This window comes from Pseudomonas bharatica (assembly GCF_048586865.1).
In the GTDB taxonomy this organism is placed as follows: domain Bacteria; phylum Pseudomonadota; class Gammaproteobacteria; order Pseudomonadales; family Pseudomonadaceae; genus Aquipseudomonas; species Aquipseudomonas bharatica.
Genome location: NZ_JBMAWR010000023.1, coordinates 35,676 through 59,465 on the forward strand (window position 1 = coordinate 35,676; position 23,790 = coordinate 59,465).

The window sequence follows — 23,790 nt, forward strand, 5'->3', positions numbered from 1 at the left end:
TGAGTCATCGAAAGCAGGGCCACCGCAAGGTTGCCCTGCTTTTGCTTGGATCACCTCCTGCCCTGCCCGCGAGCCGCGCTCGCACCTGCCAAGCGTGTAGCCGTCGTCCATGAAAACGCCACTGTGGTTTCCGCAAAGCTTCTTCGCCCGCACCCTGTGGCTGGTGTTGATCGTCGTCCTGTTTTCCAAGGCGCTGACCCTGGTCTACCTGCTGATGAACGAGGACGTGCTGGTCGATCGCCAGTACAGCCACGGCGTCGCCCTGACCCTGCGCGCGTACTGGGCAGCGGACGAGGAGAACCGCGACAAGGTCGCCGAAGCCGCCGGCTTGATCCGCGTCACCGGCAACGGCGTGCCCGAGGGCGAGCAGCACTGGCCCTACAGCGAGATCTACCAGCGCCAGATGCAGGCCGAACTGGGCGAGGACACCGAGGTCCGCCTGCGCGTCCATTCGCCTCCGGCGCTCTGGGTCAGGGCGCCGAGCCTGGGCGACGACTGGCTCAAGGTGCCGCTGTACCCGCACCCGTTGCGCGGCCAGAAAATCTGGAACGTGCTTGGCTGGTTCCTCGCCATCGGCCTGCTGTCCACCGCCTCGGCGTGGATCTTCGTGCGCCAGCTCAACCAGCCGCTCAAGCGCCTGGTGTTCGCCGCCCGGCAACTGGGCCAGGGCCGCAGCGTGCGCCTGCCGATCAGCGACACACCGAGCGAGATGACCGAGGTATACCGCGCCTTCAACCAGATGGCCGAGGACGTGGAACAGGCCGGCCGGGAGCGCGAACTGATGCTGGCCGGGGTCTCACATGACCTGCGCACGCCCCTCACCCGCCTGCGCCTGTCGTTGTCCATGCTGCCCAGCGAAAGCGACCTGACCGACGACATGGTCCGCGACATCGAGGACATGGACGCCATCCTCGACCAGTTCCTCGCCTTCATCCGCGACGGCCGCGACGAGCCCGTCGAGGAAGTGGACCTGAGCGACCTGGTGCGCGAAGTGGTCGCGCCGTTCAACCAGCCGAAGGAACAGGTGCGCCTGTGCCTGGAGCCGATTCCGCCCTTCCCGCTGCGCCGTGTCTCGATCAAGCGCCTGCTCAACAACCTCATCGGCAACGCGCTGCATCACGCGGGCAAGGGCGTTGAAGTAGCCGCTTATGTCTCGGGTGACGCCAATGCGCCATACGTGGTGCTGAGCGTGCTGGACCGCGGTGCGGGGATCGATCCCGCCGAGCTGGATGCCATTTTCAACCCGTTCATTCGCGGCGATAAGGCCCGCAGCGGCAAAGGCACCGGGCTGGGCCTGGCGATCGTGCGGCGGATCGCGGCCCAGCATGGCGGCAACGTGGAATTGCGCAATCGCTCCGGTGGCGGGATCGAGGCCCGGGTGCGCTTGCCACTGGGCCTGCTGCTACCGCGCGACGCCGTCTAGCCCTTTCCTTTGGTGCGGGTCTGGTTGGGCCCGCCGTTCTTTTCCAGATGCTCGATGATCATCCCGGCGACATCCTTGCCGGTGGTGACCTCGATGCCTTCCAGACCGGGTGACGAGTTCACCTCCATCACCAGCGGGCCGTGGTTGGAGCGCAGGATATCCACACCCGCCACGCTCAGGCCCATGACCTTGGCCGCACGAATGGCGGTCATGCGCTCTTCAGGGGTGACCTTGATCAGGCTGGCGGTGCCACCGCGGTGCAGGTTGGAGCGGAACTCCCCCGGCTTGGCCTGGCGCTTCATCGAGGCGATCACCTTGTCGCCGACCACGAAGCAGCGGATATCCGCACCACCGGCTTCCTTGATGTACTCCTGGACCATGATGTTCTGCTTCAGGCCCATGAACGCCTCGATCACCGACTCGGCGGCCTTGGTGGTTTCGCACAGCACCACGCCGATGCCCTGGGTGCCTTCCAGCACCTTGATCACCAGCGGTGCGCCATTGACCATCTGGATCAGGTCGGGAATATCGTCCGGCGAGTGGGCGAAGCCGGTCACCGGCAGGCCAATGCCACGGCGCGACAGCAATTGCAGCGAGCGCAGCTTGTCCCGCGAGCGGGCGATGGCCACGGACTCGTTGAGCGGATACACGCCCATCATCTCGAACTGGCGCAGCACCGCGCAGCCGTAGAAGGTCACCGAGGCGCCGATGCGCGGAATCACCGCATCGAAGCCTTCCAGTGGCTTGCCGCGATAGTGGATCTGCGGCTTGTGGCTGGCGATGTTCATGTAGGCGCGCAAGGTATCGATCACAACCACTTCATGGCCCCGTTGCGTACCGGCCTCGACCAGACGACGGGTGGAATACAGACGCGGGTTACGCGACAGCACAGCGATCTTCATGCAGCACCTGTGGAAGGGGTAATGGTTGCCGGGAACGCCGGCTTGTCCTGTACATACTTGAGCCCTGGGTTGACCACCAGCTGGCCGTGCACCAGGGCCTTGGAGCCTAGAAGCAGCCGATAACGCATGGCCTTGCGACAGGCCAGGGTGAACTCCACTTCCCAGACCCTGTCGCCCAGCGCAAGTGCCGTGCGAATGACGTAACGCACCTGGGCGTGACCATTGGAGCTCTTGATGGTCTTCATCGCGACCAGCGGCGCTTCGCAGCGGCGGTGACGCATTTGCACTACCGAACCCAGGTGGGCGTTGAAGCGCACCCAGCGTTCACCATTGCGCGTGAACGGCTCGACCTCGGTGGCATGCAGGCTGGAGGTGCTGGCGCCGGTATCGATCTTGGCGCGCAGGCCGGCCAGGCCGAGGTCGGGCAAGGCCACCCACTCGCGCAAACCGATAACGCTCAGATGATCAAATGTCTTCACGATGGGCAACCCGGGAAAATTCGGTGAACTGTAAGCAGGCAGCGGACTTTTTGCATCCGTCAGTTACGGTAGTACAGTTCCATGACCGCAATTCAACGGAGCTGTGTCATGGCTTATCAGGAAGACGACGATAAGGTTCGTCTGGACAAATGGCTCTGGGCCGCGCGTTTCTACAAGACCCGCGCCCTGGCCAAGGCCGCCATCGAGAGCGGCAAGGTGCACTGCCGCGGCGAGCGCTGCAAGCCCGGCAAGGAGCCGCGTATCGGCGACGAGTTCGTCCTGCGTACCGGTTTCGACGAAAGGACCGTGGTGGTCAAGGCGCTGTCCATCGTGCGCCGGGGCGCGCCGGAGGCACAGACGCTATACGAGGAAACCGCAGACAGCATCCGCCGCCGCGAACAGGCGGCGGAGCTGCGCAAGGCCGGCGCGCTGGGCGTGACCACCGATGGCCGGCCGACCAAGAAACAGCGTCGGCAGATCCATCAATTCCAGGGCAATTACGACTGACCGCTGACCACGCTCAATTGCCGGATCACCGGCAGGCGGGTGGCGAAGGCGAACAACGGCGCGGTCCAGCGCATCAGCGCGGCGCTGGCCCTTGCAGCCAGTGGCGTGAAGCAGCTCCAGCCGAGTGCCAGCACGGCCATCAGCAAGCCACCGATGTAATCGTCCTGGCCCCAGTGAGCCCCCGCGACCAGGCGCGGCAGCATGAACAGCACGGCCAGGCCCCAGACCACCAGGTTCTGCCAGAGCCCCCGGGTAAACAGGGTCATGAACAGCGCCCAGACCAGCAGGACCGAGGCGTGGTCACCCGGGAAACTCTTGCTGGAACGGTCCTTCAGTTCCCAGGTGGCTTCCAGGTGCGGGTAGAAATCGCTGAGGCGAATGGCATCCTCGAACACCATGGACGGGCTGTGATGCTGCCAGCCGGCAGCGTCCACCCACTTGGAAAACAGCGCGCGAACCACCACTAAGAGCAGCAGCGTGACGAAGAAGCCGAAGAAGGCTTCGCGCACCTGGTACGCCTTGAACACCCAATTGCCACGGATCAGCACGGCCAGCAGGATCAGGCCGACGACGATATCGAAGGGACGCAGGCTGCCGAGGGTCCAGATATAGCGCCAGGCGGCGTTGTCGGCCAGCGGCGCATTGAGGCTGTGGAACAGCCACTCGTCGAAAGTCAGGCAGAGGATCTGGCCAAAAGGCCATAACCAGAAACACAGTAGCGCAATGGGTAGCAGCGTACAGGCTGCCAATGGGCCCCAGGACCACCTCGCTTGGAACAGTGGTCGATTGTCCATAAGATACCTCTCCAGAAAAATTGCCATGCGAGCACCTTCAGGTGCTCTGCCATAGGGGTTTCGAAACCCTTGTAATTATCTTGTCACATTTACAGACAGCAGATTCCCAATGAGCGACGTGCCGGATACAGACTTCACCCAACGCTTCATCTTCGACGAGCGCGACGTGCGCGGCGAACTCGTCAGCCTTGAAACCAGCTACGCCCGGGTGCTGGAAAAGCACCCCTACCCGCAACCGGTCGCACAACTGCTCGGCGAATTGATGGCCGCCGCCGCGCTGCTGGTCGGCACCCTCAAGTTCGATGGACTGCTGATCCTGCAGGCGCGTTCCGATGGTCCGGTGCCGTTGCTGATGGTCGAGTGCTCCAGCGAGCGCGAGATCCGCGGTATCGCCCGCTATGACGGCGACGCGCTCGGTGTTGACGCCGGCCTGCGCGAGCTGATGCCCAACGGGGTACTGGCGCTGACCATCGATCCGCACCACGGCAAGCGCTACCAGGGCGTCGTCGAACTGGATGGCGCCGACCTGGCCGAGTCCTTCACCAACTACTTCGTCATGTCCGAGCAGCTGGGCACCCGGTTCTGGCTCAGCGCCGACGGCAAGCGCGCCCGTGGCATGCTGCTGCAGCAACTGCCGGTGGACCGCCAGCCGGATGCCGATGAGCGCGCCGACAGCTGGGCCCACGTTTCGGCCATCGCCAACACCCTCAGCCGCGACGAACAGCTCGGCCTGGACAGCGAAACCCTGCTGCATCGCCTCTACCACGAAGATGCCGTGCGCCTGTTCGATATTCAGCCGCTGCAATTCCGTTGCAGTTGCTCGCGGGAGCGTTCCGGCAACGCGCTGGTCAGCCTCGGGCTCGAAGACGCCCGCGAGCTGCTGGTGGAACATGGCGGCGAGATCGAGGTCGATTGCCAGTTCTGCAACGAGCGCTATCGCTTCGATACGGCGGATGTGGAGCAGCTGTTCGCTGGAGGCGGCGTGGACTCGCCGTCAGATACTCGTCACTGAAACGTTTCCGCTCAGGGAATTCTCCTGTCGAATGCGCTTAAGAAGCAGTTCTGACAGGAGGGCCCTACTTTTTTTGGGCGTTTCTGGCATAATCCGGCCACTTTTTTCGCTGTAGTAGTTCGTAAAGATCTACTACAAATCGTTTGGAGCACTCGGCCACCGGGCCGGATGGGGAATCTCATGACGCAAGCCAACAACGCCGTGTTCACCGATCTGAGCGTCGACGAGCTGGTAAAAGAAGCACTGAAACGCGGTGAAGGCGAGCTGGCCGACACCGGCGCGCTGGTCGTGAAAACCGGTCACCGTACCGGTCGTTCGCCGGTTGACCGTTTCATCGTCGAAGAGCCGAGCACCCAGGACGCCATCGCCTGGGGCCCGATCAACCGCAAATTCCCCGCCGACAAGTTCGACGCCCTCTGGGCCCGTGTCGAGGCGTTCAACAACGCCCAGGAACACTTCGTTTCCCACGTTCACGTAGGTGCAGCCGAAGAGCACTACCTGGCCGTCAAGATGACCACCCAGACTGCCTGGCAGAACCTGTTCGGCCGTTGCCTGTTCATCAACCCGGCCCAGTACAACCCGGCTGGCCGCGAAGAGTGGCAAGTGCTGAACGTCGCCAACTTCGAGTGCGTGCCAGAGCGTGACGGCACCAACTCCGATGGCTGCGTGATCCTCAACTTCGCCCAGAAGAAAGTCCTGATCGCGGGCATGCGCTACGCCGGCGAAATGAAGAAAGCCATGTTCTCGGTGCAGAACTTCCTGCTGCCGGCCGCCGACGTACTGCCAATGCACTGCGCCGCCAACATCGGCGAAGAAGGCGACGTGACCCTGTTCTTCGGTCTGTCCGGCACCGGCAAGACCACCCTGTCGGCCGACGAAAGCCGTTACCTGATCGGTGACGACGAGCACGGCTGGGGCGAAGGCGTTGTCTTCAATATCGAAGGCGGCTGCTACGCCAAGTGCATCGACCTCTCCGAGAAGAACGAGCCGGTCATCTGGAAAGCCATCAAGCACGGCGCAGTGCTGGAAAACGTCGTCCTCGACGACGCCAAGCACGCCGACTACGCCGATGGCAGCCTGACCCAGAACAGCCGTGCCGCGTACCCGCTGGAGCACGTCGAGAAGCGTTCCGAGAAGAACCTCGGCGGCGAGCCAAACGCGGTCATCTTCCTGACCTGCGACCTGACCGGCGTCCTGCCGCCAGTGTCGATCCTGAACAACGAGCAGGCGGCCTACCACTTCCTGTCCGGCTACACCGCGCTGGTCGGTTCCACCGAAATGGGCTCGGGCGGCGGCATCAAGTCGACCTTCTCCACCTGCTTCGGCGCGCCGTTCTTCCCGCGTCCGGCCGGCGAATACGCCGAGCTGCTGATCAAGCGCATCAAGGGCTTCGGCTCCAAGGTCTACCTGGTCAACACCGGCTGGACCGGTGGTGGCTACGGCGTCGGCAAGCGCTTCAGCATCCCGACCACCCGTGCGGTGATCGCCGCGATCCAGAGCGGCGCGCTGATCGGTGCCGAGACCGAGCACCTGGACATCATCAACCTGGACGTGCCGAAGGCCGTTCCGGGTGTCGATACCGAACTGCTGAACCCGCGCAACACCTGGGCCGACAAGGCCGCCTACGACGAAGCAGCCAAAGGCCTGGCCTCGCTGTTCATCGAGAACTTCAAGAAGTTCGAAGTTTCCGACGCGATCAAGGCTGCCGGTCCTCAGCTGTAAGCTGACAGGCGCTGTGCAAAAAGCCCCGGCTTGTGAGAGTCGGGGCTTTTTTGTGGGCGCCTGTACCATCAACTTCTGGATGCAGCTCTTCCTAAGCCAGCAGTGCTTTAACTGCAGCCAGCAACTCTTCTGCGCTAACCGGCTTTACGAGCACCTTGTCGGCACGCGATTTCAGCAGCGGTGGTGGGCTCATCAAGCGAGCCGAACCACCACGATTACGTAGATGAATCCAGTACCGCTATTTGACCCAGATACCCTTGTTGATCTCGGTGAGTGGATCCTTCACGGCTGCGAGTGTCGTGCCGGTATTCGAGGGCACTTCAAGGATAAAAGTCGATTCTGGTGCATGGTTCTTTACGGACAGGTCTTCGAAACCATCTATGAGAGTAGCCACTGGTCGTTCCTCCTCATAGCCGACGGAATATCGACACAGCCATTTGAGGGGCATCGGGCAACCGGCACAACTGGCATTTTTATCAGGTGGCGAAGTGCAAGTTTCACAAACAGTTGATCTGCTTGTGGATCGCAGCAAGAAGTTCACAGGGCAGAAATGGCCTCGCCAACACCCCACGGGCGCCGCTGCCCCAGGCGACCTGTTCTTCACTACGATCGATCAATAACAGGCTTGCTGCCGGATAAAAACAACTGACCAGTTCCCGATAATTCGAGCGCAGGTGCAGGTCGGCGACGACCAGGTCATAGCTGTTCACCTTCAGAAGTTCCAGCGCGCCCTGAAGGTCATGAGCCTGCGTCGCCTGGAAGCGACTGTCCATCAGGCAGGTCATGGTGAAGATGGTGGTTGCCTGGCTGTCGCTGAAAAGCAGGACCGTGCTCATGCCCTGCCCTCTTCATCAGAAGATTTGGAGCCATTGAAGCCCTGGGCCCTTCTGTGGACAACTGGCATTTTTGTCAGGTGCCGACCAGTGGTAGTTGGCTCATCGGGCCGCCGAAGCACAACGATTACGTCGGTGAGTTCACCGCCGCAATCGCTGGCAAGCCAGCTCCCACAGGGTCCTGTGTCGTTCGCAGAATTCCGCCGCGGCTCGGTCAACTGTGGGAGCTGGCTTGCCAATGATTGCTATGGCGATCCGCCAACAAATCCTTCAGCATTCCTCGTTCCTCCCACTAGAGAACGCCCATGTCCGAAGACCTGCAGATCGACCACTTCCCCCACGCCGGCTTCATCTCCACCCGCTGGCAGGACGCGGACCTCAACGGCCAGATCACCAGCGCGGCGGTGTATGGCTTTTTCGATACGGTGATCCAGTCGTGGCTTGCCAGCCATGGCCAGATCGATCCGCAGGAAGGCGAGGTGGTGGCCTTCGTGGTGAGTTCGTCCTGCGATTTCTACGCCTCGGCAGCCTTCACCGATATGTTGCAGGTGGGCCTGCGGGTCGAGCGCTTCGCCGGGAGCACGGTGGAGTACGAGGCGGCACTGTTCGATATGAGCGGTAAGCAGCTGCATGCCCTGGGGCGGGTGGTGCAGGTGTTCATCGAGCGCAATACCGGCAAGCCGGCCACCTTCCCGCAGCACCTGGAGGCGGCACTGTCGGCCCTGACCTGACAGCGCTCAGTCGTTGAGCCGGATGATCCCTTCGCGCACCGCGAACAGCACCAGCCCCGGTACATCGTGAATCTGCAGGCGATGCATGATCTGCGAGCGGTGCGCCTCGATGGTTTTTACGCTCAGTCCCAGGCCGTCGGCGATGGAACGGGTCGATTCGCCCCGGGCGATCAAGCGCAGGATCTCCATCTGCCGCGCCGTGAGCTGCATCGCTGCGCTGACCTGCGGCTTGCGCCGGTTCTGCTTCACCGCCTGGCCGATCACCAGCGGCAGCACCGCCGACGACAGGTACTGCCCACCCCCGCGCAACGATTGCAAGGCCAGCTCCAGCTCCTGCACCGTCGCACTCTTGAGCAGGAAGCCATGGGCGCCCTGCTGCAGGCAGTGCATGACGAAGTCCAGCTCCGAGCGCGACGACAGCATCAGCACGGTACAGGCCGGCACCCGCAGGTACAGCTCGCGCAACAATTCCTCGCCAGCCATGGTGCCGAGGGCGATATCCAGCACGATGATGTCCGGCTTGAGGGTTTCGGCCAGCTCCACGGTGGTCACCGTGTCGCCCGCTTCGCCAACCACGGCATATTCTTGTTTTTGTTCGAGCAACGCCCGCAGACCTGCACGGAACAGGGGCGAGTCGTCGGCTATCAGTAAACGGCAAAGCATAGGTTCGAGCCTGTATCGCGCGCAGGGCGGCATTGGAAGGTGATACTGGACTGCTCAGCCATTGCGGGCACTGACACCGAACTGGTTGATCAGGATCGGCATGCGATCGAGCGGCTCGATGGTCTGGGCCGCGCCGAGGCGAATGGCTTCCTTGGGCATGCCGAACACCACGCAACTGGCCTCGTCCTGGGCCACGGTGCTGGCACCCTGTTCGCGCATGGCCAGCAGGCCACGGGCTCCGTCGTCACCCATGCCGGTCATGATGATGCCCAGGGCATTGCTGCCGGCATGGCGAGCGGCGGAACGGAACAGGACATCGACCGAGGGCTTGTGCCGGTTGACGGCAGGGCCGTCGAGCACTTCGACCAGGTAGTGCGCACCACTGCGCTTGAGCTGCATATGCAGGCCACCGGGTGCCAGCAAGGCGAGTCCGGTGTGCACGCGATCCAGATGCCTGGCTTCGCGAACTTCGATCTGGCACAGGCCGTTGAGACGGCGTGCGAAGTCGGCAGTGAACTTCTCCGGCATGTGTTGAACGATGACCAGGCCCGGACAGTCGCGCGGCAGTTGCCGCAGGACGAACTCCAGTGCCTGGGTACCGCCGGTCGAGCAGCCAAGTGTAACGATTCGGTCGGTGGTTTTGCGCAGCGCCGGGACCGGCTGCAGGTCTTTTTTTTCCGTCGCGGGCAAGGCGTGACGGGCCACTGGCCGGGTTTTCGCGGCATCCTCGATGCAGCGCACCAGATTCCCGGCAATGTTCTCCAGGCTCTGCTTGAGCCCCAGTTTCGCCTTGGTGAATACCCCGACAGCACCAGCAGCCAGGGCTTCGACATTGAGGTCGTTGCCGGCCTCGGTAAGCGTCGAGCAGATAATGGTCGGCGTCGGCCGCTCGGCCATGATCTGGCGCAGGAACGTCAGCCCGTCCATGCGCGGCATTTCCACGTCGAGGACCAGCACATCGGGCCAGTCGCGGCGCATCTTGTCGATGGCGTAGAGCGGGTCGGCGGCCATGCCGACCACCTGGATGCCGGGATGGTTGCCGAGATACTGCCCGAGCACCTGGCGGACCAGGGCCGAGTCGTCGACGATGAATACACGGATGGGAGTGGAACGCTCGATCATAAGCGTTCGAACACCGAAGGCCGCACCGGGCGCAGCGGCAGGTTGAAGCCGTGGATGCTTTCGGCGTGGCCGATGAACAGCAGCCCACCCGGGCACAGGCGCTCGACCAGGTTGCGAACGATGCGCTGCTTCTGCTGGGTATCGAAGTAGATCAGCAGGTTGCGCAGGAAGATCACCTCGAACTGGCCGAGGCTTTCCGGCATGGGCTGGATCACGTTGATTTCGCGCAACTGCACCTTGTTGCGCAGCCAGGCCTGCACGCGCATGCGCCCCTGCATGTCGTCGATCCCGCACAGGCAGTGACGGTGCAACCAGCCCTCGGGGAAATAACGCGCCTGGGCCAGGTCGTAGATGCCCTGCTCGGCGATCTCCAGCATGCTCTGGCTGAGGTCGCTGCCCAGCACCGACCACTCGTTGCCGCGCGCATGCTCGGCGGCGGTCATCGCCAGGCTGTAGGGCTCCTCGCCCGACGAACAGGCGGCGCTCCACAGGCGCAGCGGCCCGCCGCGCTTGCTCAGCCATTGGCCGAGAAACTCGAAATGGGCGAACTCGCGGAAGAAGTAGGTTTCGTTGGTGGTCAGCAAGTCCACGACCAGGCGCCGTTCACGGGCGTATTGGGGAGTGGCCAGGCAGTTCAGGTACTCGTCGTACGTTTCGATCTGCAGGTGGCGCAGGCGCTTCAACAAGCGTCCGGCCACCAGCGAGCGTTTGTTGCTCGCCAGGTGGATGCCGGAGGCATCGCGCATCAACTGCTGCAACTGGCGAAAATTCTGTTCGCCGAGCACCGGCAACTTGGGCATCGCGGACATTTCAATGGGCCTTCGCCGCCTGGCTGAGGTGGCGGATATCGTCCAGCGACAGCACTTGCAGCATGTTGAGGATGATCAGGAATTCCTGGGCCTGCTGGGCCATGCCAGCGATGAAGTCGGAGCGGATGGTGGTGCCGAAGGCCGGCGCCGGCATGACCAGGCGCGGATCGATTTCCAGCACTTCGTCCACCTCGTCCACCACCAGGCCGATACGCTGCAGGCCATCGGCCAGCGCCAGTTCGATGATCACGATGCAGGTGCGCTTGCCGGGCTCGGTCAGGCTCAGGCCGAAGCGGGCGGCCAGGTCCAGCACCGGTACCACGTTGCCACGCAGGTTGATGACGCCGTGGATATAGGCCGGCATCATCGGCACCCGGGTGATCTCGGCGTACTCGATGATTTCGCGTACCAGGGCGATGGGCAGCGCGTAACCGGCCTCGCGCACGCGAAAGCTCAGGTGCTGGACGGCATCGACTTGCGTCTCGATTCGTTGCGGCTGGCTCATGGAAACCTCGCTCAAGTGAAACTGACGAACTGGCCTTCATCGATCAGCGCCTTGGGCCCTGGGCGTGCCGGGGCCGGCAGGCTGTCGCCGCGCGGATTGCGCACCACGACGCTGCCCTGTTCGAAACGGAAATACCCGATCAGTTCCTGGAGCTGGCTGGCCTGGGCGTTCATCTCCTCGGCGGTGGCCGCCAGTTCCTCGGAGGCCGAGGCGTTCTGCTGGGTGATCTGGTTCATCTGGCCCATGGCGATATTGATCTGCCCCGCCGCGCTGCTCTGCTCCTGCGAAGCCGCGGTGATTTCCTGCACCAGGTCGGAGGTGCGCTGGATGTTCGGTACGATCTCGCCGAGCAGTTGCCCGGCCTGTTCGGCCAGTTGCACGCTGCTCGACGCCACCTGGCCGATCTCCTGCGCGGCCACCTGGCTGCGTTCGGCCAGCTTGCGCACTTCCGCCGCGACCACCGCGAAGCCCTTGCCGTGATCGCCGGCGCGGGCCGCCTCGATGGCTGCGTTAAGGGCCAGCAGGTTGGTCTGGTAGGCGATGTCGTCGATGATGCCGATCTTGTCGGCGATCTGCTTCATCGCCAGCACCGTGTCGCCCACCGCGCTGCCACCCTGCACCGCATCGTTGGCGGCCTTGCCGGCGATACCGTCGGTGATCTTGGCGCTTTCGGTGTTCTGGGCGATGGAGGCGGACATCTCTTCCACCGAGGCGCTGGTCTGCTCGACGCTGGCCGCCTGTTCGTTGGCTGCCTGGCTGAGGGACTGGGAGGTCGAGCTGACCTGCTCGGACGCCGACGACAGTGCGTCGGCGGAGCTGCGGACATCACCGAGGATGCTGCGCAGGCGCTCGGTCATGTTTTGCATGGCACCGAGCAGACGGCCGGTTTCGTCCTTGCGATCGATCACCAGGTCCTGGCTCAGGTCGCCGGCGGCCATGCGGTCGGCAGCCTGCACCGCGCCAGCCAGCGGGCGGGTAATGCTGCGAGTGACCAGCACCCCGATCAGCATGCCGAGCAGGGTCGCGGCCAGCACCAGGACGATCATCTGCAACCGCGAGCTCTCGGCGATGGCACTGATATCGGCATTGGCCTCGCTGGCGCGGGCCTGCTTGGCGTCGCTGGCAATGCCCAGCAGGCGGTCCACTTCGTTGGCCGCAGCGGTGTTGCGCGGCATCAGTTCCAGGGCGGCGCTCATGGTTTGCAGCTCACCGGACTGACGGTGGGTATCGAGCATCAGGTTGGCGGCGCTGATGTACTCCTGCAGCGGGCCTTCGATCGCCGCGACCTGCGCCCTGCCCTCCGCCGTCAGGAAGTACTGCCGGGAGCTGGTCAGCAGCTCGCGGGTCTTGTCCATCGCGGCCCGGGCCTGGGCGGCGGATTCGTCGCGGTCCTGTGCATCGCTGGCCATCAGGCTGCGGCGTACCGCACGGTTGGCCAGGAGCAACTGGATATTGGCTTCCTGGAGCGTGGACAGGCCTACCACGTCCATGTCGTACATGCGGTCGGAGAGGTCGTTGACCTGGCTCAGGTTGCGGATGCCGATGAAGCCGATGACCGCGGTCAACGCCACCACCAGCAGGAAGCCCAGGGTCAGGCGCACGCCTATCTTCATGTTGCTGATCATTTGCATGGTGACTCTCCGGAAGGGCTGAGCAGGTTCGATCGGGGTTCGCTTTCCGCACGTTGCTGCAACTGGCGGAACAGGCTGGGAATATCGAGGATCAGCGCGACCTGGCCGGAGCCGAGGATGGTCGAGCCGCTGATGCCGGACAGGTGCTGGAACATCTGCCCGAGGGGTTTGATGACGGTCTGCAGCTCGCCCAGCAGGTGCTCGACGATCAGCCCGGCCTGTTGCCGGCCCTGGCTGACCACGACGATGTTGCGCCGGGCGCGCGGGTCGCCACGCAGGCCGAAATGCCGACCCAGGTCGACGCTGGGCAGGGGCTTGCCACGCAGATTGAGGTGGCCGCTGGCATCGAGGGCGTCGGCACGCTCTTCCATGCACTCGGTGACCATGTCCAGCGGGATCACGAAGTGATCGCCACCAACGCTGACCAGGAAGCCGTCGATGATCGCCAGGGTCAACGGCAGGCGGATACGGAAGGTGCAGCCCTGTCCTGCGCTGGATTCGATCTCGATGATCCCGCGCAGCTCGTCGATGGCGCTGCGCACGACGTCCATGCCGACACCGCGACCGGACAGGTTGGAAACCGCTTCGGCAGTGGAAAAGCCGGGTTCGAAAATCAGTTGGTGGATGTCCTGCTCGCTGATCTGCGCATCGGCGTCGAGCATGCCGCGGGCGATGGCTTTTTCGCGGATGCGTTCGGTGTTCAGGCCGCGGCCGTCGTCGCTGACTTCGAGGACGATCATCCCCGAGTCATGGCAGGCGTTCAGGCGCAGGTTGCCCTGCTCCGGCTTGCCTGCGGCGCGGCGCTCTTCCGGCGATTCGATGCCATGGTCGATGGCGTTGCGCACCAGGTGCACCAGCGGATCGGCGATACGGTCGGTGAGGGTCTTGTCCAGCTCGGTGTCGCTGCCGGACAGGCTTAGCTGGATCTGCTTGTTCAGCCCCTGGCTGACATCGCGGACCACGCGATGGAAGCGGTTGAAGGTCTCGCCGATCTCCACCATGCGCAGCTTCAGCGCGCGCTCGCGGATCTGCTCGACGTGCTGCTGCACGGCCTGGACGCTTTCGATGCAGGCCGTGGAGCCGCTGCGCAGCGATTGCATATGCGCGCCCGCGGTGCTTATCACCAGTTCGCCGACCAGGTTGATCAGTTCATCGAGCTTGTGCGCGGCCACCTTGACCATCGCGCTGCCGTGGTTGCCGCTGCGCGGTTCGCTGGTGGCGCCCGGGAAGCTGGCAATGGACGGCAGCGGGGCCGGCGCCAACGTTTGCGCTTCGACTTCCGAAGCGAGCGGACCAGGCTCGCCGGCGTCCTCCCGCAGCTGCAGGCGCAAGGTGCAGAAGTCTTCGGCCAGGGCGAAAACGTCGAGCAATTCCTCGCGACTGGCGGCGCTGCGCAAGGTCAGCTCGTAGCCCAGGTAGCAGGCTTCGGCGTCCAGTGCATGCAGGTCCGGCACCGCCCAGGCGAGGGTTTGCAGCGTCTCGATGCGGCCCAGGCGGTCCAGGTAGCGCAGGAAGCTGCTGGGTTCGAAGCCGTTGCGCAGCAGTTCGTTGTCGAAGCGGATCGACAGGAACCACTCGTTGATCTCGCCCGCCTGTGCAGCACTTTCGGCAACCGCCTCGCCGCGCTCGGCCACGCCGCCGCCCAGCGCCACGAGCAACTCGCTCTGGCGTGGCGTATGAGGCGCCAGGGTACCGTGCCGAGGGTCGATGCTTTCGACCATGCCGTTGAGTTCGTCCATGCACTGCAACATCAAGGACACCAGCGGTGCGGTCAGCTGGCGCTGCCCGTCGCGAACCCCCATGAGCTGGTTTTCCAGCTGATGGGCCAACGACACCAGCGGCTCCAGCGAGAAGATCCCCGCCGAACCCTTGAGGGTATGCACCGCGCGGAACAGCGCGTTGATCACCTCGGCATCGTCGCTGCCCTGTTCCAGGCGCAGCAGGTTGTCCTCGGCTTCCTTGAGCAGGTCGCGGGCTTCCTCAAGAAAGCCTTCCAGCAGTTGCGTCCATTGATCGCTATCGAACATCGCGCAACTCCTCGCCAGCGCCGGAGGCGCCCAGCGGATACAGGGATTCGAGGCGCAGCAGGTCGACCAGTGCGCGGGCCTGGGCTGGCAGGTCGATTACCTGCGCGCCCTGCACCAGGGTCTTTTGCAGCGACAGCAGCAGTTGCAGGCCGGCGCTGTCGATTTCCTCCAGGCCGCCGAGATCCAGCGCCCAAGGGCCCGGGTCTTGCGCCAGCAGGGCCAGCAAGGTCTGTCGGGTCTCGCCCGCTTCGTAGATGGTCAGGTCGCCGTGCACGCTCAGCCGCGCAGGCGCCAGGTCGCTGGCCGGATGCAGCGTGACGGTGGCCATCAGCCGATCAGCTTTTCGACCGCCGCCAGCAGCTGCTGCGGCTGGAACGGTTTGACGATCCAGGCCTTGGCCCCGGCCGCCTGGCCTTCGGCCTTTTTCGACTGCTCGCTTTCGGTGGTGAGCATCATGATCGGAGTGAAACGGTACTCGGGCTTCAGCTTGACCGCCTTGACCAGGCCGATGCCATCGAGGTTGGGCATGTTCACGTCGCTGATGATCAGGTTGATTTTCTGCCCGGTGAGTTTGTTCAGGGCGTCCTTGCCGTCGCAGGCCTCGATCACCTGGTGACCGGCACCGGTGAGGCTGAGCTTGACCAGTTGGCGCATGGAGGCGGAGTCGTCGACGATCAGGATGGTCTTGGCCATGTCAGGGCCCTCGGTAGTTAGAAAAAGGTCACGTCACTGCTGCTGGCGGCCTGGCTGTGGCCGGCGCGCTCCTCGCTGGTGGTGAAGCGCTCGCGCAGCCGGGCAAGCCAGGCCTGGGCATCGTGCAGGCGCTGGTCGCCGCGCTCGATGGCTTCGAGCAGCTGCTGCAGGTCGGTCTGAAGGTGGTCGAGCATCTGGTCGGCGCGGTCCTGGAACTGCAGGGCGACCATGACGGCGTGGATATCGCCCTGGGTGGAGCGGGCGTTGTCCTGGAGATTGCGCGAGGCGGCGTCGAGCTCGTCGAGGTTGCTGCCCAGGCCGTTGATGACCTCGCCCAGCACTTGTTCCAGGCGCGCGAGGTTCTGCTGCTCTTCGGCATTCAGCTCGTTGGCGGATTCGATGCTGGACTGGATCGCCTGGTTGATCTCGCCAACCTTGCTGTCCATCGATTGGCCGGTCTCGGCCGACAACCGGGAAAGCTTGCGCACTTCGTCGGCGACCACGGCGAAACCGCGACCGAACTCACCGGCACGGGCGGCCTCGATGGCGGCGTTGAGGGCCAGCAGGTTGGTCTGGCTGGCGATTTCCTGGACGTGGCGGGCCATCTGCTGCAACTCGCCGGTGTAGCCGCCGAGGTGGCCGATAGTCGCGAGGAATTCCTGCTGGCGACGGCTGCCAGCGGCGAAGGCTTCGGTGACGCCCTGCAGGCGCTGGTTGGCCTGGCGCAGGTTCTCGCCGAGACCGCCGCTGGTGAGGACGTCTTCGCTCTGGTCGAGGCTGGCCTGGAGGCGCTGGCTGATATCGCTGAAGCGACCGAGCAGGCCGCCGATGTTATCGGCGAGCAGGCGGCGGCTTTGTTGCAGGCTGTCGGTCCAGGACGGCACGACGGCGGGCAGGAGTTTTTCCAGGGCGTGGGTTTCAGGTTCGAGCGGCAGGCTTTGCGCTATTTCCTGCGACCCGGTCGCGGCGACCTTGCGCGGGGCCAGGAACAGCGCGGCGGCGGCGATCAGCAGCAGACCGACGATGTTCAGCCAATGCAGTCCGGAGAGCATCGCGGCGACGCACAGAACAATCCCTATACCGATTCCTACGTGCATTCGCATCCCTTACGCCCACCGTCCCTTCTTTGAAGGCTTCGCATGGTAGCGATAGTGATTTGACGTCAAAATCGGGACGCCCCTTAATCCGACCGGAGCGTCACAAAACTGCGACGACGAAAGGCTACGGGAGTGCGCTGACCAGTCCGACAGGAATGTCGGGTGAAACGCTTTAGGCGCAGCGCGCCCGGGGATTCCGGGAAGGATTAGGAGGGAGTGGCAGGCGTAGGAGGATGGCTTAAGGCAAAGGTGTGATGGCGTTTAGCTTGATAAGCCATCGGTTACAGGGACCTTGGGGGCTTTCCCGCATTCCGTCCTCCGGGAGAACGGAATGCGGGGCGACGGATCAGTCGCGCCAGTGACGCTTGTGCTTGCGGTGGCCGTAGTGATGGCCACGATCATGGGCATAGCGGCGGTCGTAACCACGACCGCGATCACGGTAGTGACGATCGTCGTCGTCGGCCTTGTTGCCCATGTAGTTACCCAGGGCACCACCGGCGCCACCGCCGGCTGCGGCGCCGATCAGGCTGCCGGTGTTGCCGCCCATGCTGCGGCCCACCACGTTGCCGCCGGCTGCGCCCAGGGCACCACCGATGGCGGCTTCGCCGCGGCTGCGTTTGTCGGCGCCGACGGCACTACCGGCCGCACCGCCGAGACCGGCGCCGATCGCCGAACCGGTGCTGCCACCGATCGACTGGCCGACCACCGAGCCCAATACCCCACCCAATGCGCCGCCAATACCGGCTTCGGTGGTGCCGCCTGCGCTGGCAACGCCACTGAGCAGGCTAAGGGACAACAGAAGAATCGAGGAGTACTTCATACGAAAGCCTCAAAGGGATGACGCGGCGATCCTGCGTCCCGCGCGTGAGGCTGACAATTGAAATCCGACGAGTAGCACGACTGTCACACATATTTCTAACTTATTGATTTCACGGTGAAACTTATCGTGTTTTTGCGGGTCTTACGTTACTTGCAGGATAAGGCTCTGACGGATGTCAGGGCCTTTTTTGTGGGCGGGGATTTGTGGTGTTGCTGAGGACCTCATCGCTGGCAAGCCAGCGATGAGGTCCGAATAAACGACATCAGACCCGAATCAGGGCAACGCCTTCTTCACCTCCAAGCGCTTCGGCAACAACCGGTTCTCGTAGAACAGATCCGCCGTCGCCTGCTGCGCCGCGATCACCGCGTCGGTGATCGGCAATACCGGCGAGGGCGGCCGGTTATCCACATAGCTGGCGACCACCGCCTCCGGTAGCCCCATCGAAGCGCTGAGCACTTTCAAACTCCCCGCACGATCGCTGCGAGTCAGTTCTTCCGCTGCGGTCAGCTGGTCCAGCAGGCTGTGGATAAACTCGCCATTCTCCGCCGCATAGGCCCGCCGTGCGGTGTAGATCGGCCCGGACAGCCCCAGGCCCTGCCCATCCGCCAGCTTGCGGCTGTGCCCCTCGCTTAGCGCCAGCGAGACATAGGGATCCCACACCGCCCAGGCATCCACGCTGCCGTGCTCGAACGCCGCGCGGGCATCGGCCGGGGTGAGGTACACCGGCTGGATGTCCTTGAAGCCCAGCCCTGCCTTGTTCAGTGCGCGCAGCACCAGGTTGTGCGAGCTGGAACCCTTCTGCAGCGCGACCTTGCGTCCCTTCAGATCAGCCACCTGCTTGAGCGCGCTGTCATTGCGCACCAGGATCACCTCCGCCGACGGCTTGGCCGGCTCGGCGCCGATATACACCAGGTCCGCCCCCGCCGCCTGGGCGAACAGCGGCGGAATATCACCGGTGGAACCGACATCCAGGCTGCCGATATTCAACGCCTCCAGCATCTGCGGCCCGGCAGGAAACTCGATCCACTGCACCTTCGTCCGGGCAAAGCGCTTTTCCAGCAGCCCATGCTCCTTGGCCAGTACCAGGGCGATGGAGCCCTTCTGATAGCCGATCCGCAATTCCTGCGGATCAGCCACCGCCGCCGTCGCCAGCCCCAGCAGGGCCAGGCCGGCCCCCAGCATTGCGATTACCTTCATGCATCACTCCGCCAGCGAGGGCTTTTCCCAGAGGTTGATACCGCCCTCGACCGCATGCCGGTCGATCTGCGCCAGTTCCTCGGCGCTGAACACCAGGTTATTCAAGGCACCGACGTTCTCGACGATCTGCTCCGGACGGCTGGCACCGATCAGCGCCGAGGTCACCCGCGTATCGCGCAACGTCCAGGCCAGCGCCAGCTGGGCCAGGCTTTGGCCCCGCGCCTTGGCGATCTCGTTGAGGGCGCGGACATGGGCCAGGTTGGCCTCGGATAGGTGCGACGGCAACAGCGAGCCACCGCCCGGCTTGTTGACCCGCGCATCCTTGGGCACGCCATCGAGGTATTTGTCGGTCAGCAGGCCTTGGGCCAACGGCGTAAAGGCAATCACCCCGGCCCCGAGCTCATCGGTGACATCGAGCAGGTCCTTTTCCACCCAGCGATTGAGCAGGTTGTAGGCCGGCTGGTGGATCAGCAGCGGCACCTTCCACGCCTGCAGCAGCCGGGCGATTTCCCGGGTCTTGCTTCCGGAGTAGGAGGAAATTCCGATATACAGCGCCTTGCCCTGCTGCACCGCCGTCGCCAGTGCGCCAGCGGTTTCTTCCAGCGGCGTGTCCGGGTCGAAGCGGTGTGAATAGAAGATATCCACATAGTCCAACCCCAGCCGCGCCAGGCTCTGGTCGAGGCTGGCGAGGATGTATTTGCGCGAGCCGCCGCCCTGCCCGTAAGGCCCCGGCCACATGTCCCAGCCGGCCTTGCTGGAGATGATCAGCTCGTCGCGGTAGCCCTTGAAGTCCTCGCGCAGCAGGCGACCGAAGTTGCGCTCGGCGCTGCCGTAGGGCGGGCCGTAGTTGTTGGCCAGGTCGAAGTGGTTGATGCCCAGGTCAAAGGCGGTACGCAGCAGGGCGCGTTGGTCGACCAGCGGCGTACTGTCGCCAAAGTTGTGCCACAGGCCCAGGGACAGGGCGGGCAGTACCAGGCCGCTGCGTCCGACACGGCGGTACGGCATGGAGGTGTAGCGGTTTTCCGCGGCAACGTAGGTCATCGGCGTGCTCCTCAAGAAAAATAGGGGTTGTTCGGCCGGCTCAGGCCAAGGTGTTCGCGCAAGGTGGTGCCTTCATAGCGGGTGCGGAACAGGCCGCGCCGCTGCAACTCGGGCACCACATGGTTGGCCACGTCTTCCAGGCCGCCCGGCAGATGCGGGACCAGTACATTGAAGCCGTCGGCGGCGTCGTTTTCGAACCATTCCTGCAATTGATCGGCGATCTGCGCCGCAGTGCCGATCAGGCTGTGATGCCCACGTCCACCGGCGATACGCCGGCCCAGCTGGGCCAGGTTGAGGTTTTCCCGCTCGGCCAGTTCGCTGAGCAGACGCTGGCGGCTGCGCTGGCCGCTGTCGGTGAGCGGCAGCTCCGGCAACGGGCCGTCCTGTGGATAACCCGACAGGTCGAAGTTGCCCAGCATCCTGCCAAGCAGGGCGATCCCCACCTCAGGCTCCACCAGCTCCTGGAACCCGGCGAATTTGTCCTCGGCCTCGGCCTGGCTGGTACCGGTCACCACGAACACGCCCGGCATGATCTTCAATGAATCGCGATCACGCCCGTACGCCGCGAGCCGGCCCTTCAGATCGGCGTAGAAGGCCTGCGCCGCCGCCAGCGAGGTCTGCGCGGTGAACACCACGTCGGCGGTGCGCGCCGCCAGGTCCAGCCCGGCCGGCGAGGAACCCGCCTGGACCACGACCGGGCGACCTTGCGGAGTGCGGGCTACATTCAATGGACCGCGCACTTTGAAGTGTTCGCCGTGATGATTGAGCAATCGTACTGAATCAGGCTTGTAGTACGTACCGGATTTCTTGTCGCGCACGAAGGCATCGTCGGCCCAACTGTCCCACAAGCCGACCACCACATCGTGAAACTCACGCGCGCGAAGGTACCGATCCGCGTGGCCTACGTGTTCGTCCAGGCCAAAATTGCGCGCCTCCGCCGCTGCGTCGGAGGTCACCAGATTCCATCCTGCACGCCCTCCTGACAGATGATCGAGCGAAGCGAACTTCCGTGCTATGTGGTATGGCTCGTTGTACGTTGTAGTAGCTGTACCCACCAAACCGATGCGCTCCGTGACGCCGCTCAGCGCCGATAGCAATGTCAAGGGCTCGAAGTGGTCGGAACGGGCCATCCGGCTGGCAATCTCGCCTTCGGCAGCCGCAACGCTGTCGGCGACGAACAACGCGTCGAAGCAGGCGTCTTCCGCGACCCGGGCCAGGTGTCGGTAGTGCTTGATATCCAGTCCGGCATTGGCCGGAACATCGGGGTGGCGCCAGGCGGCAACGTGATGCCCAGTGGCCATCAAGAAGGCGCCGAGGCTCATTTGCCGTGGGGTTTTGCTCATGTCAGAAGTCCTTGCGTAGCTGGATGCCGAAGTAACGTTCATCGTCCCGCGGCACCGCGCGGTAGATGTAGTTGCCTCCGGTGGCCAGGAGAGGTGAGTAGGATTTGTCCGCAAGGTTTTTCGCCAGCAGCGCCACGCGCCAGCCTTGGTTGTAGTCCGCCAGGGCGACACTGGCATTCCAGATGCCATAGGCGCCCTGAACGGTGTTGGCGTTCTGGGAAATGTCGTACTGCACTTTGCTCTGCCAGCTGAAGTCCGTACCCAGCTCGACATCCAGGCCGTTATCCAGCGGGATGCTGTAGTCGGCACGGACATAGCTCTTCCAGTCCGGGCTGTACGGCAACGGCTTGCCATTCACGTTGCACGAGGCCGCCGCGCCCGCCGGGCAGGCGAATTCATCGATGCGCGCCTTGGTGTAGGCCACGGCACCGGAGAACTTCAGTTGCGAGGTGGCCTGCAGGGCGAAGTCCAGCTCGGCACCTTCGCTCTTGACGCTGCCGGCATTGATCAGGCGGGTCACCACCTGGCCGGCGACGCTGTCGAAGAAGTTCGCCTGGTAGTTGTCGTACTCGGTATGGAACACCGCCAGATTGGTGGTCAGGCGGTTGCCCCACAGGCTGGCCTTGAGCCCGGCTTCCCAACTGTTGGAGGTTTCCGGCTTGAGCGCCTCGGTGTCGCGCGGCTGCATGTTGAAGAACACGTTGTAGGCCGGGCCCTTGTAGCCACGGGAGTAGGTCAGGTAGCTGGTGATGTCGTCGGTCAGGTCGTATTGCACACCAAGGCGCCCGGACCAGCCGTCTTCGTCCACCGAACCGGAACTGCTGGTGCCCGGCTGGATGCCATTGACCGCGGTTGCCGAGGTAGAGACGCGGCGGTGGTCGTATTCGAGGTCGTCGTGGGTCCAGCGCAGGCCGGCAATACCACGGAAACGCTCGGTGAAATTGAGGGTGCTTTCACCGAACAGCGCATAGCTGTCATTGGTGGTGCTGTAGTCGGCGATGCCCTGCTGGGTCGCGGTGGTGGTGCGCAAGGTGCGGCGGTAGGTTTCTTCGTCCTTGCCGTGCATGTAGAACAGGCCACCGACGTATTCGAGGAACTGGCCCTTGGGCGAAGCCAGGCGCAGCTCCTGGGAGTACTGGTTGTACTCCAGCTCGCCCTTGTCCTCGATGCCGGGGAAGGCCGCACTGATGGTTGCCAGGCGGTCACCGTCTTGCCACTGGGTGTTGTCCCAACCGCGCCAGGCGGTGATCGACGTCAGGGTGTAGTCACCGAGGCTCCAGTCGAGCTGGGCCGACAGCCCCTTGTTGGTGTCGTCCACGTGGCTGCGGTAATCGCTGACGATATCGCGGTTATCGCTGTCGGCGCGGACCGGCGCCAGCGCGTTGGAGAAGGCCGGCAACAGCGACTTGCTGACCACGCCGTTGGGCGCGTCGTCGCGGGATTTCAGGTAGTCGGCGGCGAGGGTCAGGCTGAGGTCGTCATTGGGCGTGAACACCAGCTTGCCGCGCACGCCCTTGCGGTTGTAGCCGTTGACTTCCTGGCCGTTGGCCTTGTTATCCACATTGCCGTCATAGCTGCCGAACAGCGTGGTGATGGAGCCTTTCAGGGTGTTCGGAACCAGGCTACCGCCGATGCCGAAACGGGTGCGGCTCTCGTTGCCGCTGTAGTACGACTGCTCGACGAAACCATGGGTCTCTTCCGTCGGCGTGCGGGTGGTGATGTTCAGTACACCGGCCGAGGCGTTCTTGCCGAACAGCGTGCCCTGGGGACCACGCAATACTTCGAGGCGTTCGATATCCAACAGGTCGAGGGTCGATTGGCCCGGACGACCGAAGACCACGCCATCGATCACCGTCGCCACGGTCGGCTCGACGCCCGGCGACGTGGAGATGGTGCCGACACCACGGATAAACAGCGAGGTGTCCTTGTTCGATGCGCCGGTACGGAAATTCAGGCTCGGCACTTGCTGGACGATGCTCGCCACGCTGTTACGGTTTTCCCGTTCCAGTTGCTCGCCATCCACCACCGAGACGGCGACCGGCACCTGTTGCAGCGAGGCTTCGCGGCGGGTGGCGGTGACGGTCACGGCCTTGAGGGTCGGACTGTCACCTTGAGCGGCCGGACTGGTGTCGGCAGCCATTACCGGCGCCATCGGCAAGGCGCTCAGCGCGAGCGCGCCGAGGGCCAGGCGTTGACGGCGGATGGCCTGGGCCAAGGGAGAAGTGGTGGGGAAAAACGCAGCGCGGCTGTGCATGGTTTGCTACTCGAAGAATGCCCTGTCCACCGCGATCGCTGACCGCGGCGCCTGATGAAACGTCAGCGCGGGGTTCTTGGGCATTCGCTCGTGCGAGTAGCAGACAAACCACTTTGTTAGCGCTAACATCGCCAGTATCATCGGGCGCCGAATAGATCGTCCAATACTGAAAAATTACTTTTATA

General features: G+C 63.8%; 23 protein-coding genes. 5 read left to right on the forward strand and 18 right to left on the reverse strand.

What is annotated here, in order from left to right:
* Positions 1-109 precede the first annotated feature (109 nt).
* The gene (locus ACKLLE_RS21715; protein WP_064303132.1) at positions 110-1,423 is read left to right on the forward strand and encodes an ATP-binding protein; all 1,314 of its coding nucleotides are present in this window, start codon (positions 110-112) and stop codon (positions 1,421-1,423) included.
* Here the strand turns inward: ACKLLE_RS21715 and rimK are convergent.
* Both rimK and rimB read right to left on the reverse strand, forming a co-directional pair.
* Positions 1,420-2,325: a 30S ribosomal protein S6--L-glutamate ligase gene (rimK, locus tag ACKLLE_RS21720; RefSeq protein ID WP_009400116.1), complete on the reverse strand. Its 906-nt coding sequence runs from the start codon at positions 2,323-2,325 to the stop codon at positions 1,420-1,422. The genes ACKLLE_RS21715 and rimK overlap by 4 nt on opposite strands.
* Positions 2,322-2,804, reverse strand: coding sequence for a retropepsin-like aspartic endopeptidase RimB (rimB, locus tag ACKLLE_RS21725; protein ID WP_009400114.1), 483 nt, complete (start codon positions 2,802-2,804; stop codon positions 2,322-2,324). Before rimB ends, rimK begins: the two co-directional genes overlap by 4 nt.
* A 108-nt stretch (positions 2,805-2,912) precedes the next feature.
* On the opposite strand from rimB, the gene ACKLLE_RS21730 reads away from it, so the two are divergent.
* Entirely contained in the window at positions 2,913-3,311 is a 399-nt protein-coding gene (locus ACKLLE_RS21730; RefSeq protein ID WP_064303131.1) for an RNA-binding S4 domain-containing protein, read from the forward strand.
* On the opposite strand, the gene ACKLLE_RS21735 is transcribed toward ACKLLE_RS21730, so the two are convergent.
* Positions 3,302-4,105: a phosphatase PAP2 family protein gene (locus tag ACKLLE_RS21735; RefSeq protein WP_420059042.1), complete on the reverse strand. Its 804-nt coding sequence runs from the start codon at positions 4,103-4,105 to the stop codon at positions 3,302-3,304. The genes ACKLLE_RS21730 and ACKLLE_RS21735 overlap by 10 nt on opposite strands.
* Positions 4,106-4,214: 109 nt before the next feature.
* On the opposite strand from ACKLLE_RS21735, the gene hslO reads away from it, so the two are divergent.
* Together hslO and ACKLLE_RS21745 are read left to right on the forward strand one after the other, a co-directional pair.
* Positions 4,215-5,117: an Hsp33 family molecular chaperone HslO gene (gene hslO / locus ACKLLE_RS21740; protein WP_420059043.1), complete on the forward strand. Its 903-nt coding sequence runs from the start codon at positions 4,215-4,217 to the stop codon at positions 5,115-5,117.
* Positions 5,118-5,297: 180 nt separating this feature from the next.
* Positions 5,298-6,839 (forward strand): phosphoenolpyruvate carboxykinase, encoded by a 1,542-nt coding sequence (locus ACKLLE_RS21745; RefSeq protein ID WP_009400106.1) that lies wholly within the window; start codon positions 5,298-5,300, stop codon positions 6,837-6,839.
* A 497-nt stretch (positions 6,840-7,336) separates the two neighbouring features.
* Here the strand turns inward: ACKLLE_RS21745 and ACKLLE_RS21750 are convergent, their stop codons facing one another.
* Complete coding sequence (locus tag ACKLLE_RS21750; protein WP_420059044.1) at positions 7,337-7,675, reverse strand: response regulator transcription factor; 339 nt, start codon at positions 7,673-7,675, stop codon at positions 7,337-7,339.
* A gap of 302 nt (positions 7,676-7,977) precedes the next feature.
* Between ACKLLE_RS21750 and ACKLLE_RS21755 the strand changes: the two genes are divergently transcribed.
* Entirely contained in the window at positions 7,978-8,403 is a 426-nt protein-coding gene (locus ACKLLE_RS21755) for an acyl-CoA thioesterase (RefSeq protein WP_009400091.1), read from the forward strand.
* A 6-nt stretch (positions 8,404-8,409) separates the two neighbouring features.
* On the opposite strand, the gene ACKLLE_RS21760 is transcribed toward ACKLLE_RS21755, so the two are convergent.
* From ACKLLE_RS21760 to ACKLLE_RS21825, 14 genes are all read right to left on the reverse strand, one after another.
* On the reverse strand, positions 8,410-9,066 hold the full coding sequence (locus ACKLLE_RS21760; protein WP_009400089.1) for a response regulator: 657 nt from the start codon (positions 9,064-9,066) through the stop codon (positions 8,410-8,412).
* A gap of 54 nt (positions 9,067-9,120) precedes the next feature.
* Complete coding sequence (locus ACKLLE_RS21765) at positions 9,121-10,188, reverse strand: protein-glutamate methylesterase/protein-glutamine glutaminase (RefSeq protein WP_009400087.1); 1,068 nt, start codon at positions 10,186-10,188, stop codon at positions 9,121-9,123.
* Positions 10,185-10,997 carry a CheR family methyltransferase gene (locus ACKLLE_RS21770; protein WP_037060494.1) on the reverse strand — a complete coding sequence of 271 codons (813 nt, stop codon included), beginning with the start codon at positions 10,995-10,997 and terminating at the stop codon, positions 10,185-10,187. Before ACKLLE_RS21770 ends, ACKLLE_RS21765 begins: the two co-directional genes overlap by 4 nt.
* A gap of 1 nt (position 10,998) precedes the next feature.
* Positions 10,999-11,502: a chemotaxis protein CheW gene (locus ACKLLE_RS21775; RefSeq protein ID WP_064303129.1), complete on the reverse strand. Its 504-nt coding sequence runs from the start codon at positions 11,500-11,502 to the stop codon at positions 10,999-11,001.
* 11 nt (positions 11,503-11,513) lie between these two features.
* Positions 11,514-13,133, reverse strand: a complete 1,620-nt coding sequence (locus ACKLLE_RS21780; protein ID WP_081263178.1) for a methyl-accepting chemotaxis protein — start codon at positions 13,131-13,133, stop codon at positions 11,514-11,516.
* Positions 13,124-15,160, reverse strand: a complete 2,037-nt coding sequence (locus tag ACKLLE_RS21785) for a chemotaxis protein CheA (RefSeq protein ID WP_420059045.1) — start codon at positions 15,158-15,160, stop codon at positions 13,124-13,126. Before ACKLLE_RS21785 ends, ACKLLE_RS21780 begins: the two co-directional genes overlap by 10 nt.
* Positions 15,150-15,488 (reverse strand): STAS domain-containing protein, encoded by a 339-nt coding sequence (locus ACKLLE_RS21790; protein ID WP_064303127.1) that lies wholly within the window; start codon positions 15,486-15,488, stop codon positions 15,150-15,152. The genes ACKLLE_RS21785 and ACKLLE_RS21790 overlap by 11 nt, the downstream gene beginning before the upstream one ends.
* Complete coding sequence (locus tag ACKLLE_RS21795) at positions 15,488-15,853, reverse strand: response regulator (RefSeq protein WP_009400075.1); 366 nt, start codon at positions 15,851-15,853, stop codon at positions 15,488-15,490. Before ACKLLE_RS21795 ends, ACKLLE_RS21790 begins: the two co-directional genes overlap by 1 nt.
* A 17-nt stretch (positions 15,854-15,870) precedes the next feature.
* Positions 15,871-16,956: a methyl-accepting chemotaxis protein gene (locus ACKLLE_RS21800; RefSeq protein WP_420059046.1), complete on the reverse strand. Its 1,086-nt coding sequence runs from the start codon at positions 16,954-16,956 to the stop codon at positions 15,871-15,873.
* A 340-nt stretch (positions 16,957-17,296) separates the two neighbouring features.
* Entirely contained in the window at positions 17,297-17,770 is a 474-nt protein-coding gene (locus ACKLLE_RS21805; protein ID WP_420059047.1) for a glycine zipper domain-containing protein, read from the reverse strand.
* Positions 17,771-18,043: 273 nt separating this feature from the next.
* The gene (locus ACKLLE_RS21810) at positions 18,044-18,967 is read right to left on the reverse strand and encodes a sulfonate ABC transporter substrate-binding protein (protein WP_420059048.1); all 924 of its coding nucleotides are present in this window, start codon (positions 18,965-18,967) and stop codon (positions 18,044-18,046) included.
* Positions 18,968-18,970: 3 nt separating this feature from the next.
* On the reverse strand, positions 18,971-20,008 hold the full coding sequence (mgrA, locus tag ACKLLE_RS21815) for an L-glyceraldehyde 3-phosphate reductase (protein ID WP_420059049.1): 1,038 nt from the start codon (positions 20,006-20,008) through the stop codon (positions 18,971-18,973).
* 11 nt (positions 20,009-20,019) lie between these two features.
* On the reverse strand, positions 20,020-21,351 hold the full coding sequence (locus ACKLLE_RS21820; protein ID WP_420059050.1) for an LLM class flavin-dependent oxidoreductase: 1,332 nt from the start codon (positions 21,349-21,351) through the stop codon (positions 20,020-20,022).
* Position 21,352: 1 nt separating this feature from the next.
* Positions 21,353-23,605: a TonB-dependent receptor gene (locus ACKLLE_RS21825; RefSeq protein WP_420059051.1), complete on the reverse strand. Its 2,253-nt coding sequence runs from the start codon at positions 23,603-23,605 to the stop codon at positions 21,353-21,355.
* Positions 23,606-23,790 lie beyond the last annotated feature (185 nt).